Below are 14,504 nucleotides of genomic sequence, written 5' to 3' on the forward strand. Positions count from 1 at the left end.
ATTCCCTCCCTGTCTCCCCCAATTAAATTTATCAAATTACTTTATTGCTTTAATAGGAACGATTCATAAAAACCACTCTCCAGCCATCTGGATCTTCTATCGTAATCCCTTTCTCTTTCCAATATTCATTCTCCGGCTCCACCTCTTTATATCCCATTTTTTCCAATCTATTTACTACATGCATTATTTCATTTTTATTTTCTATATAAAAAACCAGAAGATTATCTTTTGTAGGTGCAGGGCATGGACTCCCCTCCCGATGAGATGTAAATTCTAAGTGATAGTCTATATGAGGCAAACCAAATATAACCCCTTTAAATCCTCTATTCCCTTCAAATTCTTCTATTTTTGTTAAACCGATTCCAGATTCGTAAAAGCTGATAATTTCATCAAATTTATCTGTTGGTCTAGCTATTCTTACTTGCATTGCTGAAAAATCATTAAATTTCATGTGGTCACCTGCTTCGTAATATTTTTTTCTTTTGGTCAATAAATTTGAGATGAAATAACTTTGAATATTATAGAAAGATCAAACTTTTATTTTATGCTTTAAACCAATATGTATAACTAGAAAAAGATAATATTTATTCACGAGAGTAACGTTTTTTAACAGTTTCTTTATATTCTTGTAAATGCCCATATCCGATTTTCTTTTTAACTCTTAATGCTATATCCTCTTCAAATTGTCTTACTATTCTATATACATTATGCCAAGCACCTTTGCCAATTTTTGAATATGTTCCATTTTTATTTTTTTAATTCCTTAATGGCATTAATAATAACCTGATCTGCCATTACTAATTATCCTTCCTAATATACTTTTATCTGCACTTTTTGTAAATTTGGTATTACAGTAACCCCTCCTCAATTTAATCAGGTCTTCCTCCATTCACTCTCTAACATGCTCATTTCCCATAAGCTCCAATATTCATCTCCTACTTTCCTTACATCTCTAAGCAGACCTTCCTTTACAAAACCGACTTTTTCATAACTTTTTATAGCTGATTCATTAAAAGCAAATACACCTAACCCGACTCTATGTAAAGAAAGATGATCAAAAGCAATATTAAGTAATTCGATAACCATTTGCTGCCCTATGCCTTTACCACGTATATCGGTGTCACCTAATAAAACCTTTCCTATTCTTGCAGAACGATTCTTTAGATCAATATTGTTTAGAGAAATATGTCCGATGGTTTCATTGGTTTCATCTAAAATCACCTTGTAAATATGTACCTTTGAATTTTCTTCATTTGCACCTTTTATATATTGATTTAATTGTTTAACATCCAAGGGATAACTAAAATGCGGTCCTGCCCATTGCATCAAAAATTCAGGGGAATCAATCCAGCTGATAAGTTGTTCAAAGTCTTGTCTGCCAAAGTGTTCTAAGCGAATCAATTATATTCAACTCCCATCTTTTAAGTTAATCATAAAGCTTCCTTATATAATTAAATACATTTCTAAATCCGATATTTTCCGCAGCCGCAATAGAAGACCTTGCCAGACTTCATCCTATTTCAGTACGCTAATTTACATAACTGAAAAAAGATATTAAATTTTTATTTATGAATACTCCATTAACAATGAAACAGCCTATTTTAATAATGACAGTACGTTAATAACAGGTTCTTCATAAGGATGAACACTTCTAATTATGTTTTCCACTTCTTCTATATTCTCGTACAAGCAATTAAATTCCATTTTACATTCTGTCCCAAAAGATATCTCACCAATAGAACCATCAAATGGCGCTGCATCCTCCAAGGGTCTCCAATATCCTTTTACCAATGAATAAGAAATGACATGATCATAATTTCCCACTCTTAATACACCAATGTCATTTAGCGCATTTCTGAGCTTTTCGATGTACTCCTCCGGCAATAAGACTTCAAATTTTACATATTTATTTTTCATTGGATTCCCCCCATCCTAATGTTTAAAATTGCACACTAAACCCTTTAAAATAATGAACACCTGTGCCAAATCGCGCGAAACCATTCTTCCGTAAATATTCCACTGCATATTTGACTTCATCCAGAATTTCGGGAGTAAGTCCAAGTGTGTTATGCGATCCATAAATCATGGAGATATGGGGTATTTTATTTATCTTCTCTAACGAATTCACTAAGTCGACAGGATTTGTTGTCGGATAAAAAGCATAGATTGGTGTTTCATCATACAATAAATCGCCTGTGAATAAATAACCTTTCTCTTCATCAAAAATAGCAATATGCCCTGGGGAATGGCCAGGAGTATGATAGATAACTAAGGTTCTATTTCCTAATTCCACCCTATCTCCATCTTTTAATAGCCCCGTCGGTTCTCCCTGGAAGGGTTTATATGTACTTGGATCAAAGCTTTCCGGCACAGGAATCGTAATATCTCTCGCTATATTTTGTCTCATTTGTTCTAACGGCAGCCCTACAATTCCATGAACAAGCCAGTCCCTTTCCGCTTCATGGACAAACAGCCGATCATATTCTCCATGACTTCCAATATGATCGGCATGTACATGTGTCGTAATAACATTAATTGGCAGATTGGTAAGTTGATCTGTAATTCGTTTCATATTATCGATACCTAGGCCCGTATCGATTAATGCTGCTTTTGTATCTCCAATAAGCAAAAAAGAATGTACTCTCTCCCAATGTCCAAGCTCACTAATGGCATATGTTTTGTTGTCAATTTCCCGAACGGTAAACCATGGATCGTTTAACATAAGCATCCTCCTGCTTCTCCCTAATTAAGAAAATTTATTTACCAGATTTCTTACCTTTTCTATATACTCTCCCGGCAATAAAGCATCAAGTTCACATATTTATTTTTCATTAGATTCTTCCATATTCAATCCCAGCCTAGAGTAAATAAGATATGTTACGCATTATCCAAATTAGGCTGGCGTAACAGTCCAATTTTTTCCGCGACTTTTAAAGAAGGGATATTGGATGGCCTAACTCTTGATATTACCGGCAACTCAGAAAGGTGTTTACGTGCCAAACATACAGAATATCTGGCTAACTCTGTAGCATATCCATTGCCGCAAATTTCAGGTAAAAATCTATAATACAGATTCAAAGCCTCAATTGCTTTTATCTATCAGTGATAATTTTTATATAATATAACTATATATTATGTGTTAATTCTTGAATAGTCCATTTGCTAATCTGCCATTCCCCAATTTATTGCAATTGGAATATTTCCAGATTAAAAGTTTTTTTGTTCTGAAGTGATATGCTCTTATACAAGTTCATATTCCTCGCCAATAAAGTAAAACTTCATTCCATGGGGGTTCTCTTTTAACCCCCCCCCACAGAATGAGACTCGACTGCAATTATTCCCCGTCGAAAAGCGTTGTTGCAATGCCTTTGTGACCTGCATCTTGCAGACCCGAACCAAGGGCAGTCAGCTACACTCCGATAAATAAACCTAAAATTAATCCCAAATCTTAGGGCGGTCTATTTCCATGGTTCTCATATAACTCAATAATTGCCCTGTATGTACAGATTCATGATACGCAATCCGCAACAGCATATCGCCCAGTTTTCTTACATAACCAACATCAGAACGATCAATTTCAATATTTTCTAAATCATTTGCACTAATTGTCTTTATATATTTCATAAATTTATTCCGGTACTGCTGTGCGAACTCCAATTCATCATCAACTGCTGTGAACGCTCGTTCCTCAAATGGATTAGAAATATTGTCTAATGTTAATGCCTTACTGCCTCTGTCTATTAGAATTTGATGATAAAGAAACTCCCCTTCTAATACATGTCTAATCATTTCAGCACAGCTTAATGCGTTTTCATCGGGCCGCCATTGCAGCATTTCTTCCGGTATTGCTCTCCAAACTTTTTCACTTCTACGTCTAACTTCTTCAAAATTAAGAATGATTAAATCATTTGTATTCATTTCTAGCCCTCCTGTCATATTATAATTTATTGTAGCACGTAAAAACTTCGGCTATAATCGAACTATGAATGTTTTAAGGAGGTATAACCATGGGAAACAAACCCGATTTTTCATATACTGCGAAACTAATGGCTGATTCATCAAGAGCAGCTATGCTGGAAGCTCTGCTTGATCTGGATGGTCTTCCGGCAAGTGAATTGGCGAAAAGAGCAAATATCTCCTTGCAAACAGCGAGTGGTCATCTGACAAAACTTGTAGACGGAAATTTACTTTGCGTGGAAAAGCATGGCCGTCATCGTTATTTTCGAATTGCTAATGCTGATGTTGCACAAGCGATAGAAATGTTAACCGTTATTGCCCCTCCTCCAAAAATTAATTCTTTGAAGGATTTTTCTCGTGCCAAAAATATTCAAATCGCCAGAACCTGTTATGATCATTTAGCTGGAAAACTAGGTGTATTATTAACGGATGCTTTGATTGAAAATGGGTATTTACTTGAGGAAGAAAACAATTTTCTAGTAACAAAAGAAGGTGAACAATTTTTTCATGATTTCAACATTGATTTGGAAGCTTTACGGCAAAAACGGAGACACTTTGCCCGAAAGTGCCTGGACTGGAGTGAGAGGCGCTATCACCTAGCAGGAGCTTTAGGAAATGCTATTTTAATTCGATTATTTGATTTAGGCTGGATTGAAAGATTGCCTGGCCGGGCTGTAAGGGTTACTGACACGGGGGAAAAAGGGTTATATGAATCTCTGGGTATTACTACAAAGGAACTGGGGTAGTTTACTTCATTATTTATTAAGTCAAACTAATCTAGAATTACGTTATGGTTGTATCAAATATGTACTCTTACACCCTTATAGAAACGCATCAGTCAGTTAAACACATCGTAATTAGCAAAATAAATTCACTCCTGCAACAAAATATTTTCTTCTGTTCCAGCATTGAAGGCCGCTTCTTTCATTTCAGCCTATCATTTCTATCAGGTTAATGTTTTCCTTTGAAAATATTATCAATCTCATCCCGGTCAAAATCTAATATCCACTCATTATAGTTTTTATAAAAATCTTGTATTGTATCGGGCGAGGCAGCCAGCAAATCGCAGCCTCTATCATCATAAATGTGAAATATAGTGTTCTTGTTAACATTAATAAAATATACTCTATGAAATACACTTGGTCTTACTCCCATATCTTGATTGCAGATTGCTGTGAGCATAGGGATATATTTAAAGTCAGATGTTTTGCATTTCAAAATAAATCTATATGTTCTATATATTCCACTCTCATCATCTTCTGGAAAAATATAAGGAATTGTATGTAGTTGTAATTTAGACAGGACTGCCTTCTCTTTTATATACTTAGAGAAGATATTTAATTTACTCTTGAAAGCTGTGTGCTCTCCAAAGTTATTTACATCCAACACAATATAGACATCATTGCTTGGTAGGTGAATGGACTTAAATTAGGTAATAGCTCTTTTATAAACTTCATCTAAATATGAATGGTTTTCATCAATTTTATTTGAATCATAATCCACACCTAATTCAAAACGAATACTTACATCCCAATTATAAAAAAGAGGCGGCCTAAGTTCTAAGTTGGGAAACTTTACTTCCATATATTTATCTAATGTCATATTTACCAATTTCCTCCTGTATTCTCTCTTTTTCTAATAAAAATTTCTTTGACCAACTTTCTGTCCAGGGTACTAAAAAACCTCACCATTTGGTAATCCAAGCATTATATTTCCCCTCCTATAAAAAAGGATATTTAAATATCGGCATTTAAACAACAATGTAAATATTCGTTTAAAATTGTTTGTCCAGACGGATTATTTAGTACCTTACTGATCCATGCATCTCTTTCATAGCTAAGAATTTTCAAATCCCAACAACAAGCAATCAGCCCTGGGGGTTACATATTCAAATTCATTAGGTTTTTCATGTGCGGCTGCATATACATGATGTTTTAGCTCATTTTCATTTGTCCACCAGTCAAAAAAAATAAAAGTCGCCCCATCGAAGAAAATTTAATTGAAGTAGCAAAAAAAGAACAGGTTAAAGTATATCCAACCTTCAAATATTGGGTGAATCACAACCAAATACGGTTTCCACTTTTAATGCTTGGATTCAGTGGATTAACTGAGGAAGAAATTGACGAAGGAATCAAAAAATTAAGTGAAGCTTGGTTTTAAGGCACAAATAATCTGATACCTGAATTCCCTAATTTCCTTTTGAAAGATAATTAAATTCCTCCCGGCTACAGATTGAAATTTGACAAGAACATCTTTGTTTAGCTTCCATTTTATTATAATTGCTTATAAATATAAAGCAGGATTTATAAGTTAGAATCCATCTGATATGCTGTATCGTATAGTATATTTTCTCCCGTTTTTCTGTCAATGAATTAATATTTATCACGAGTGTTGATTAATCAGTAATATCCAATAGAAACATGCTAAAAAGACACCTTTCTTGTAGTATGAAGTTACTATACAAACAAACTACGAAAGAGGTGTCCTTATCGCATAAAATAGTTTCTGAAGAAGAAATAGCCGTTATTCAAGGTGCCCAACGGCTATAAGGATACAGTACGAATAGCAGCAAAATACGTGGAACAACATGCAATTATTTTTTCACTAGCGTTTACTTGATAAATTCAGCTTTAAGTAAATAGGTAACATCATATTCTTCAAGCTCATTCATATGGCCCGCAGTATCTTCATAAAAATCTGTTGTGAGTGAACGGATACCATTTTCATCAAGAGAATAACCAATATTTGCTAATACTACTTTCCCATTATCTAAAGCTCCCTTTTCCGGAATATTTCCCCATACACTCGCCATATTCTCTAAGTCATTTAAATTTGTATCCGAACCATTTATTGAAGTCACGCTCTCATTCGTACCAACTCCAATATTAAAGATATTATTGTTTTCACTACCGTTTTCTAAAAGTGTAAAAATAATTGAACCACTTTGCTCAACCTGTGTTGTCATATGTCCTAATCTATCGTCTACCAAATTACCTGATTCATATTTTTCAATCCATACAGCTATTTCTTTATATTCACTATCTATATTGAAATCAAATACAAATGATTTATCTGAAATAGTTGAAAGTATGGCGTCTTCTCTCTCTGTTAATTCACCAGCAGAAATAGTGTTTGCGTCCGTATCATTTTGGCTGCAAGCAACTAAAGCTAATGCCGACAGTCCCATTATTAACATCATAAATATTCTTTTCATTTTTTCCTCCATCGCCCTTTAAATTTGAAAAAATCTTTCATATTTTATTTGGATATTTTTCAATACAAAATGAAGATAACTTATCCATCATTATATTTATTCAATAAATTGTTTATACCATTCATCAACAACATATTGACCATAATAAGATCTAAAGATAGAAAGATACCCTTTTACAAAATGCTCCCAGTTTACAGCCAGACTTTTAAATTCTTTTCTGGAAAATAATAAAAAGATAATATTCCGATCTTCTTCAGGTATTTTCTCAAAATCAATAAAAACCATTGCTGCTGCTTTATTCCAGCCGACAATTCGGTAGTATTTATCTGAAATAATAGTCGGGCAATGCTGAAGCTCCTGAAAAATTCTATTTAGAGAAGGAGTCATTAAAGAATCCCCTGCTTTATTCATAGTTGATGAATCTTCTGCTGCTCTTTCCCCGGAAGCAAGTGCATACAAATATTGCTTTTCATCTTTATTTAATCTTAAAGCATTTGCAACAGCATCTAACACAGAACCAGATACCTTAGTATCCCTTCCCTGTTCAAGCCAAGTATACTATGTGGTACTTACTCCGGCTATTTGTGCTACCTTCGTAATCCGGGAGTTCTTCTTCTATTTCCTGCCGGCAGGTCAACCATCTGCGGATGAAGCTTGGCTCTCTTACTCTTTAAGAAATTGGCTAGCTCTAAAAGCCTTGTTTCTTTTTCCATTAGTTCTGCCTCCTCTTACATAGTATTAATTATACTATGATAAATTCCAACTTGTAATGGGATAAAGTTGCAGTAAAATAAGGTGCAGATACAGTAAGGAGGAATTCTTATAAACAGAGTAGTCATTACTGGTGCTGGTATTATTTCTGAAGGAATGAGAAAGCAGAAAATAAATATTGGTTTATCCAATTCATTTGGCTTTGGCGGGCATAATGCTACCATCCTGCTGAAGAAATATGCATGACTTTAAAAAATATTTAGGGAGGATTTTCGTACATAATTTCTCTATACGAAGTTCCTCTCCTTTTTTTGAATGATCATCAAATCAAACCTGGTTTTCATCGGTAAATCCTTTATCCATTTTCAAATGCTCAGTTATCGTTATTTTCCATGTCATGCTTCTAATAAGAGAAAAATAACCCTTTTAATATATTTGTATTTATATGTAGGTCTGGGTAGTATGGTTATTAACGCTAATGTATTATTAGAATATGAAGTCGTTGCATATTGAGGGATTTTTATTCAATAAAAATCTAAGAATTTGTTCAACCAATAGAATGAATTAGTGAGAAAAGAGATGGTAGATTTCCCCCAATAAAAATGAAAGGCAGGAGGACTTAAATGGAGAATTATTATTGGGATACCCAAATAGAATACCTCAAAAGAACAAGAGAATTGTATTATAATGATGACTATTTAGAGTTTTTAGTGAGTAGAGTTTGGAAAATTACTAAACCAGTACATATAATTGATTTTGGTTGTGGATATGGATATTTAGGGCTTAAATTACTTCCTCTTTTACCAAAAGGTTCTAAATATACAGGGGTAGATAAGGGACAACAACTGATTAATAAGGCGATAGAGTATTTTCATCATCTTCCATATGAAACGGAATTCTTTGTAGCAGATACAAATGAGATAGAATTAAAGAGAGAGTACGACATTGCTGTTTGTCATGCTTTTTTATTACACATGTCTGAAACCAAAAGAATGCTTCAAACAATGATAGATTCTATTGTTAACAACGGAAGAATTATTTGTTTTGAACCACATTGGATTTCAGGTATGTCATCATATGAGCTTGAAGGATATGAGCAATCACAGCTTGTTCCTCTTGGTATTCTACAGAGATTATTTGAAGATAGTGCAAACAAAACTGGTAAAAATGGAAATGTTGGAGCAAAAGTGCCTCAATATCTATCTGAATTGGACGTGAAAAATATTGAATGTCGAGTTAGTGATAAGGTCAATTTCCTCCATCCTGATATGAATCAACAAGATAAACAAAAATTATTTCATTCGCTTAAAGAAGATGGAGTAGGTGGAGAACCTGTTCATAAAGATCAGTTTATTGAAAGTATGCAAAAACGAGGAGGCACAGTTAAGGAAGCACAGAAACAATTTGAGGCCGAATTATTATTTTCACAGGTATTTAACATGCATTCCTCTTTAATATACGCTCCCAGTATGAAAATTACTTTTGGAGAGATTAAAAAATCGTAATGAAACGAAACATCTTTAGTTCTTATTTAATAAACAGTTGCAAAAAATAAGGATCATCAAATTGATGGTCTTTATTTTTTGAGTAACTGCTTAGAATATTATATTAATATTGTTATATAATCTATAAAAACTTTAAGCTTAGCTACTCCTCTTTAAGATCTCCACCGCGCAAATCCTCCTTCTGAATTAATCACTTGCCCTGTGATCCAGGAAGCTTCATCAGTTAATAGCCAACCTATGAGATTAGCCGTATCATTGGGGGTACCGAAACGATTAAATGGAAATTTACTTCTTATCTCTTTCCATGTATTTTCTGTTAAATAACCCGTATCTACAGGGCCTGGATTCACTGCGTTGATTGTAATATTTTTATCTGCTAGTTCATCAGATAAAGTAAGGACGATTTCTGCTAACCCACCTTTTGAAGAAGCATAAGCTACTTCTCCAGGCATAGGACCTTGTTGTTGTCCAGAGGTCATAAAAATAACCTTGCCCATAGTTTTGTCTGGTGAGTGTTGTTTCATAAATGATTGGGTAAGTAACAAAGAAGAACGCGTATTTATAATATAGTGTTTGTCAATCATCTCTGCTGTTAACTCTTCTAAAAAACCATCTGAACCACTCAAGGCATGATTACAAACTAAACCATCTATGTACCCACAATGTTTATTTATTTCTTTGAACAATTCTTCAGGAGCAGAAACATCCATAAAGTTTCCTTTAAACTCATGAAATGTTGCGTCTTCTACAAGCTCTGCTTTAATTCCCTCTATCACAGCTTCTAGATCATCAGCTCCCCATTCTTGTTCTTGATCATGCGCTTGATGATGATGAATAATAACAGAAGCTCCAAGAGCAGCTGCTTTCCTGGCAATAGCGTATCCTATGCCAGATCTTCTGCTAACCCCCGTAATCAAGAATTTTCTTCTTTTTAAAGGATATTGCTCCCTTGTCAGTTCGCTCATAACTTTCTCCCCTCCAAAATATAGCTTATAAAGGATTTGAAGTGCTTATAAATTTACCTAACTTCGAAAACGTTTTACATACATTTATTTTAGCATACAATGTGGGCTTAAAGAGTAAAAGTAAGCTGACTCCACATATACATTACTTAAAAATTATTATTTCTATTTCAAGCGTCCTTCTACTTTGATTCTACTTTTCTCAAGTTCCAAAGGAAAACTCTTGATTTAAAATGATATACTCCCTTTATAGTAGACAAAGAAATAATAAATCACAAATGGCGCATATCAATTAAAGTTTAACCGGTTCTCTTTTTAAAAATATCTTTAACAAATTCCTCCTTGAAATCAGTATATTCCTTGACTCCTGTGGAAGACTTTTTTAGATATTTCAACTTTATTTTTAAATACTGTTTTCTTGCTGTTTCATCTAAATTTAAATAATCCTTAAAGAAAATCAGGTTGTTCCACAGCTCCTTTTGATATTCAACCAAGTGGATATAATGAGTTTTTACTTCATAGGTATCATCAGTAAATTTTGCTAACACAATTTCTCCCGGTCTCTCAACTTTCAATCTCAGGAAACCCGCTCTAGTAAAATCTTTAAATAAGGATTTATCTACCTTACTCAAATCATCAACACCTGCTAATATATCTATGATTGGTTTTGCTGACATCCCTTTAATTGCTGTACTGCCAATATGCTGAATACGATTTTCACCAAGATTTGTGTTTTCCACTAACTCTTTTTTCACTCTAATAAATTCTTCGTTCCATTCAGGTGTATAATCCACTAGTCTTACTTCGTCTCTCTTTAGACCTAATTCCATGGCTTTCACCTCTCATATTTTGTCATAAAATTATTATTTTTCATTTTACCATAAAATTGAATTTTTTCTTAAAACACAATATGAATGTTTAGTAAAGCAGTAAGATATTTGAGGGATAATGGAATGGGTTCTTCATGTTATAGTGATCAATTGTAAGTATTCAATAATCAGGATTTCTGCAAGCTTCGTTTAAATGGTCGCCTCCCTCTATATAGGTAGATTTTTGGGAATCAAACTCTTTTGTAGTATGCTATCTAATAAAACTGCTAGCCATTACCCCTGCCAGTTTAATTTCAGCTTGTTTTTTCTTATACCAATAACAATTAATTAAAACTAGAACGTAATAAAGTTATTTAAGAATTAATTTCTTCGAGGCTCCCTGCCCCATCCTTCATTCAAAAATTCTGCTTTCCTAATAGTATCGTGGTATCATGGAATAAAAAAGGTAGGAGTTGCATGTACGATGGTTCGAGGGAAATATGAGCTTTTTAATGAAGAACAATTGAAAAAGTATGCAGAGCTCGCTGTACGGACGGGTGTAAATGTGCAAAAGAATCAATTAGTGATTATCCATAGTGACATAGAAAATGCTACATTTGCACGTCTAATCCAGACAGCTGCTTATGATGCGGGAGCTTCAAATGTGGTTATCGATTGGGCAGATGAACAGTCTGCCAAAGAATTTTATTTACATGCAGCAGATGATGCCATCGATCACTTTCCCGACTGGCAAGCTGCCCGCTTTAAAGAATGGGACGAGGCGGGTGCTGCTTATATTCATGTTATTTCTGAAAAACCAGATATTTTTAAAGATATTTCCCCAGAACGAATGAGCCGCTTCCAAAAAGCCTATCGCACAAAGTTAAAGGCTCATTATGCAAAGACTAGGTCCTACGAGGTACGCTGGTGTCTTCTGGCTGTCCCGAATGTTGTCTGGGCAACGAAGGTATTTCCCCACTTAAGTAAAGAAGAAGCGCTGCAATCATTATGGCAATTAATCCTACAAGGAGCTCGGGCAGATGGAAAGAACCCTATAAAAGACTGGGAAAATCATGACAGCGCCTTCGAGTCACGGAAAAAAATCCTAAACGACAGCCAGTTTAAAACACTGCATTTTACGAATAGCCTAGGAACTGATTTATTTGTTGGCATGCCTAAAAATCACCTCTATATCGGCGGGGCTGTTACAGACAAAAAGGGAATACCGTTCTTTCCGAACATTCCTACAGAAGAAATATTTTCTGCTCCTCATAAAAATAAAGTAAATGGCAAACTAGTAGCCACTAAACCACTTATCTATAGCGGAAGCGTCATCGATGATTTCTACCTAATCTTTAAAGATGGACGAATTACTGACTATTATGCCGCTACTGGGCAGGAAGTGTTACAAAGTCTTATCGAAACAGATGGAGGTTCATGTTATCTAGGTGAAATTGCCTTGGTCTCTAACAATTCTCCTCTTTCTCATGCAGATACGCTCTTTTACAACACTTTGTTTGATGAAAATACAACCTGTCATATTGGAATCGGAAATGCCTCCCCTTCTACCCTTCAAAATAGCAGCAACCTATCGGAGGAAGAGTTGAAGGAAGCAGGTCTTAATACTTCACTCCTGTTAGTCAATGTGACCTTTGGTACTGAAGATATGAAAGTAGTGGGTATTAAAGAAAATGGAAGCGAAGTTCTGCTAATGGAGGATGGGGATTTTCAATGTTGATTTAGCTACTTCTAAAAAACGGAGGAAAAGGATTTCTGATACCTTATGCTTAGTTCCATTCAAGTTAAATTCCTTATAGCAGCAATTGTCATTAACTTAATTGCAAAGAACAAATTTAGGAAGATGGCATACTCTACTTTTCGGACTGGGATATATGTAAAAAAATGAGCAGGATGATAGTAAACGTTACTATATAGAATCGAATAGGAGGCGGTAACGAACCGTCTCTCTCGCACCGCCATATTGGTGAAACTTAAATTCAACGTTTTTTTGCTATCTATACTGTAAATTCTTCAGTCCTTATGCTGTCCAATATTGGTTGCTAAGGACTGCTGACGATTTGGCCACTATGCCTTCTATGTTTGTTTTTCTACTATAGCTTTTCGCTCATATGAAATCGTATTTATGTAATAAACCACTAAAGCTACACAGTTTTCACAGCATGAACTCCTACTAGAGAAAAATATTAACTCTCTGTACACCGCTTGTGGACCTCGTATTACTGATTGTAACAGTATTCGATTTAAAAAATGGCACTGTTGCTACCGCTATACATGGAATAGCTGCGGTTTATGTTGGAGTAAGTATAGCCTTTGGTCACCGAATGATTCAATGGGCAGATGGGCATTTTAATTACTGGTTTGGAAATGGTAAAAAACCGGTGAAAATAAAATATGGAAAAGAGCACGCCAGAAAAGAACGCGAAGCATGGTACCGGCATTTGCTCTCCCTGTTAATAGGTGGAGGAATCTTAATAAGTATCATTTTCTATATTAACAATTCCCCTCAAACTGAGGCATTAATGCATATCATGCTGCTCTGGTCTCTGATTGTGGTTATCGATTTTGTGATAAGCTTCAGTTATACGCTTTTTCCTAAGAAGCAAAAGACATAAAGAAAATATTCCTTGAGGAGGAATTTAAATGGATATAAATACATTGATTTGGTCTTTTTTAATCGTCTTCATGCTTCATAATTTTGAGGAAATTATTATGATAGAAAGTTGGTTTCATAAAAAGTATCCGAAAACCCGTGAACGCATACCGTCTTTTGCCATTAAGGAATTAGAAAAATACAAAACAATGACTTCTGTTCAATTTTCTATCGTAGTATGTATACTTTCTATTGTAGCAGCAGCTTTGATATTAGTGACAGTTATCACAGAACAATACTTTATATTTTTCGGTTTAAACATGATTTTTGCTTTAAATATCTTTACTCATCCGCTTCAGTCCTTATTATTAAGATGCTATGTCCCAGGGCTATGGACAACATTATTACTTATTATTCCTTATAATATTATCGTTTATATGCAATATTACCATCATGGAATCTTAAACTTAACTACAGTTATTTATTCATTGATTGTTATTATACTATTTATTCCACTGTTTATTGTAAGTCATATTATTGGGGAAAAATTGGCTGTCCAGTTAGAAAGATAATTTTCTGCTGAATAGATAAACTAATAAATAACAGGTTAATCTAAGTTTCGAGGCAATAATAAGGAAGAAGCCAATAGAAAGATTCCACTGACTTCTTCCAAGAGGCTTTCTCCTTTATACCAAGGGGTTTTATGTCGTCAAAATTTTAACAGAACATCAATCA

Annotated in this window: 14 protein-coding genes and 2 pseudogenes; 5 read left to right on the forward strand and 11 right to left on the reverse strand. The window is 34.4% G+C overall.

What is annotated here, in order from left to right; translation table 11 throughout:
* Positions 1 to 49 precede the first annotated feature (49 nt).
* From FLK20_RS18005 to FLK20_RS18030, 6 genes are all read right to left on the reverse strand, one after another.
* A complete protein-coding gene (locus tag FLK20_RS18005) occupies positions 50 to 451 on the reverse strand; it encodes a VOC family protein (protein WP_152657983.1) in 402 nt (133 codons plus the stop codon).
* Positions 452 to 873: 422 nt separating this feature from the next.
* Positions 874 to 1,401: a GNAT family N-acetyltransferase gene (locus FLK20_RS18010; protein ID WP_152657984.1), complete on the reverse strand. Its 528-nt coding sequence runs from the start codon at positions 1,399 to 1,401 to the stop codon at positions 874 to 876.
* Between the two features lie 195 nt (positions 1,402 to 1,596).
* The gene (locus tag FLK20_RS18015) at positions 1,597 to 1,917 is read right to left on the reverse strand and encodes a YqfO family protein (protein ID WP_152657985.1); all 321 of its coding nucleotides are present in this window, start codon (positions 1,915 to 1,917) and stop codon (positions 1,597 to 1,599) included.
* A 22-nt stretch (positions 1,918 to 1,939) separates the two neighbouring features.
* The gene (locus FLK20_RS18020; protein ID WP_152657986.1) at positions 1,940 to 2,722 is read right to left on the reverse strand and encodes an MBL fold metallo-hydrolase; all 783 of its coding nucleotides are present in this window, start codon (positions 2,720 to 2,722) and stop codon (positions 1,940 to 1,942) included.
* A gap of 155 nt (positions 2,723 to 2,877) precedes the next feature.
* Entirely contained in the window at positions 2,878 to 3,078 is a 201-nt protein-coding gene (locus FLK20_RS22310) for a GNAT family N-acetyltransferase (RefSeq protein WP_194165675.1), read from the reverse strand.
* Between the two features lie 357 nt (positions 3,079 to 3,435).
* Complete coding sequence (locus FLK20_RS18030) at positions 3,436 to 3,918, reverse strand: DinB family protein (RefSeq protein WP_152657987.1); 483 nt, start codon at positions 3,916 to 3,918, stop codon at positions 3,436 to 3,438.
* Between the two features lie 89 nt (positions 3,919 to 4,007).
* On the opposite strand from FLK20_RS18030, the gene FLK20_RS18035 reads away from it, so the two are divergent.
* Entirely contained in the window at positions 4,008 to 4,703 is a 696-nt protein-coding gene (locus tag FLK20_RS18035; RefSeq protein ID WP_152657988.1) for an ArsR/SmtB family transcription factor, read from the forward strand.
* A 205-nt stretch (positions 4,704 to 4,908) separates the two neighbouring features.
* On the opposite strand, the pseudogene FLK20_RS18040 reads toward FLK20_RS18035, so the two are convergent.
* The 3 genes and pseudogenes from FLK20_RS18040 to FLK20_RS18055 all read right to left on the reverse strand — a co-directional run.
* Positions 4,909 to 5,559: pseudogene (locus FLK20_RS18040) on the reverse strand (DUF3885 domain-containing protein).
* A 1,009-nt stretch (positions 5,560 to 6,568) separates the two neighbouring features.
* Positions 6,569 to 7,171, reverse strand: coding sequence for a hypothetical protein (locus FLK20_RS18050; protein WP_152657989.1), 603 nt, complete (start codon positions 7,169 to 7,171; stop codon positions 6,569 to 6,571).
* Positions 7,172 to 7,270: 99 nt separating this feature from the next.
* Positions 7,271 to 7,884, reverse strand: a pseudogene (locus FLK20_RS18055) (MmyB family transcriptional regulator); the annotation flags it as partial.
* 621 nt (positions 7,885 to 8,505) lie between these two features.
* On the opposite strand from FLK20_RS18055, the gene FLK20_RS18060 reads away from it, so the two are divergent.
* Positions 8,506 to 9,387, forward strand: coding sequence for a methyltransferase (locus tag FLK20_RS18060; RefSeq protein WP_152657991.1), 882 nt, complete (start codon positions 8,506 to 8,508; stop codon positions 9,385 to 9,387).
* Positions 9,388 to 9,539: 152 nt separating this feature from the next.
* Here the strand turns inward: FLK20_RS18060 and FLK20_RS18065 are convergent, their stop codons facing one another.
* Both FLK20_RS18065 and FLK20_RS18070 read right to left on the reverse strand, forming a co-directional pair.
* On the reverse strand, positions 9,540 to 10,352 hold the full coding sequence (locus FLK20_RS18065) for an SDR family oxidoreductase (protein WP_152657992.1): 813 nt from the start codon (positions 10,350 to 10,352) through the stop codon (positions 9,540 to 9,542).
* Positions 10,353 to 10,648: 296 nt separating this feature from the next.
* Positions 10,649 to 11,179, reverse strand: a complete 531-nt coding sequence (locus FLK20_RS18070; RefSeq protein ID WP_152657993.1) for a GrpB family protein — start codon at positions 11,177 to 11,179, stop codon at positions 10,649 to 10,651.
* Between the two features lie 463 nt (positions 11,180 to 11,642).
* Here FLK20_RS18070 and FLK20_RS18075 point away from each other — a divergent pair, with 463 nt between their 5' ends.
* The 3 genes from FLK20_RS18075 to FLK20_RS18085 all read left to right on the forward strand — a co-directional run bounded on the left by FLK20_RS18075 (position 11,643) and on the right by FLK20_RS18085 (position 14,341).
* A complete protein-coding gene (locus FLK20_RS18075) occupies positions 11,643 to 12,896 on the forward strand; it encodes an aminopeptidase (RefSeq protein WP_152657994.1) in 1,254 nt (417 codons plus the stop codon).
* A gap of 487 nt (positions 12,897 to 13,383) precedes the next feature.
* Positions 13,384 to 13,791, forward strand: coding sequence for a 2TM domain-containing protein (locus FLK20_RS18080; protein WP_152657995.1), 408 nt, complete (start codon positions 13,384 to 13,386; stop codon positions 13,789 to 13,791).
* Between the two features lie 28 nt (positions 13,792 to 13,819).
* Positions 13,820 to 14,341, forward strand: coding sequence for an HXXEE domain-containing protein (locus FLK20_RS18085; protein WP_152657996.1), 522 nt, complete (start codon positions 13,820 to 13,822; stop codon positions 14,339 to 14,341).
* Positions 14,342 to 14,504: the final 163 nt, after the last annotated feature.

The organism is Oceanobacillus sp. CFH 90083, from assembly GCF_009389585.1.
Lineage (GTDB): Bacteria > Bacillota > Bacilli > Bacillales > Amphibacillaceae > Oceanobacillus.

Excerpts from the sequence above, each read along its gene's own strand:
- FLK20_RS18085 (WP_152657996.1), top strand. The coding sequence starts at position 13,820 with ATGGATATAAATACATTGATTTGGTCTTTTTTAATCGTCTTCATGCTT.
- FLK20_RS18030 (WP_152657987.1), bottom strand. The coding sequence starts at position 3,918 with ATGAATACAAATGATTTAATCATTCTTAATTTTGAAGAAGTTAGACGT.
- FLK20_RS18065 (WP_152657992.1), bottom strand. The coding sequence starts at position 10,352 with ATGAGCGAACTGACAAGGGAGCAATATCCTTTAAAAAGAAGAAAATTC.
- FLK20_RS18075 (WP_152657994.1), top strand. The coding sequence starts at position 11,643 with ATGGTTCGAGGGAAATATGAGCTTTTTAATGAAGAACAATTGAAAAAG.
- FLK20_RS18035 (WP_152657988.1), top strand. The coding sequence starts at position 4,008 with ATGGGAAACAAACCCGATTTTTCATATACTGCGAAACTAATGGCTGAT.
- FLK20_RS18020 (WP_152657986.1), bottom strand. The coding sequence starts at position 2,722 with ATGTTAAACGATCCATGGTTTACCGTTCGGGAAATTGACAACAAAACA.
- FLK20_RS18050 (WP_152657989.1), bottom strand. The coding sequence starts at position 7,171 with ATGAAAAGAATATTTATGATGTTAATAATGGGACTGTCGGCATTAGCT.
- FLK20_RS18070 (WP_152657993.1), bottom strand. The coding sequence starts at position 11,179 with ATGGAATTAGGTCTAAAGAGAGACGAAGTAAGACTAGTGGATTATACA.
- FLK20_RS18060 (WP_152657991.1), top strand. The coding sequence starts at position 8,506 with ATGGAGAATTATTATTGGGATACCCAAATAGAATACCTCAAAAGAACA.
- FLK20_RS18005 (WP_152657983.1), bottom strand. The coding sequence starts at position 451 with ATGAAATTTAATGATTTTTCAGCAATGCAAGTAAGAATAGCTAGACCA.
- FLK20_RS18015 (WP_152657985.1), bottom strand. The coding sequence starts at position 1,917 with ATGAAAAATAAATATGTAAAATTTGAAGTCTTATTGCCGGAGGAGTAC.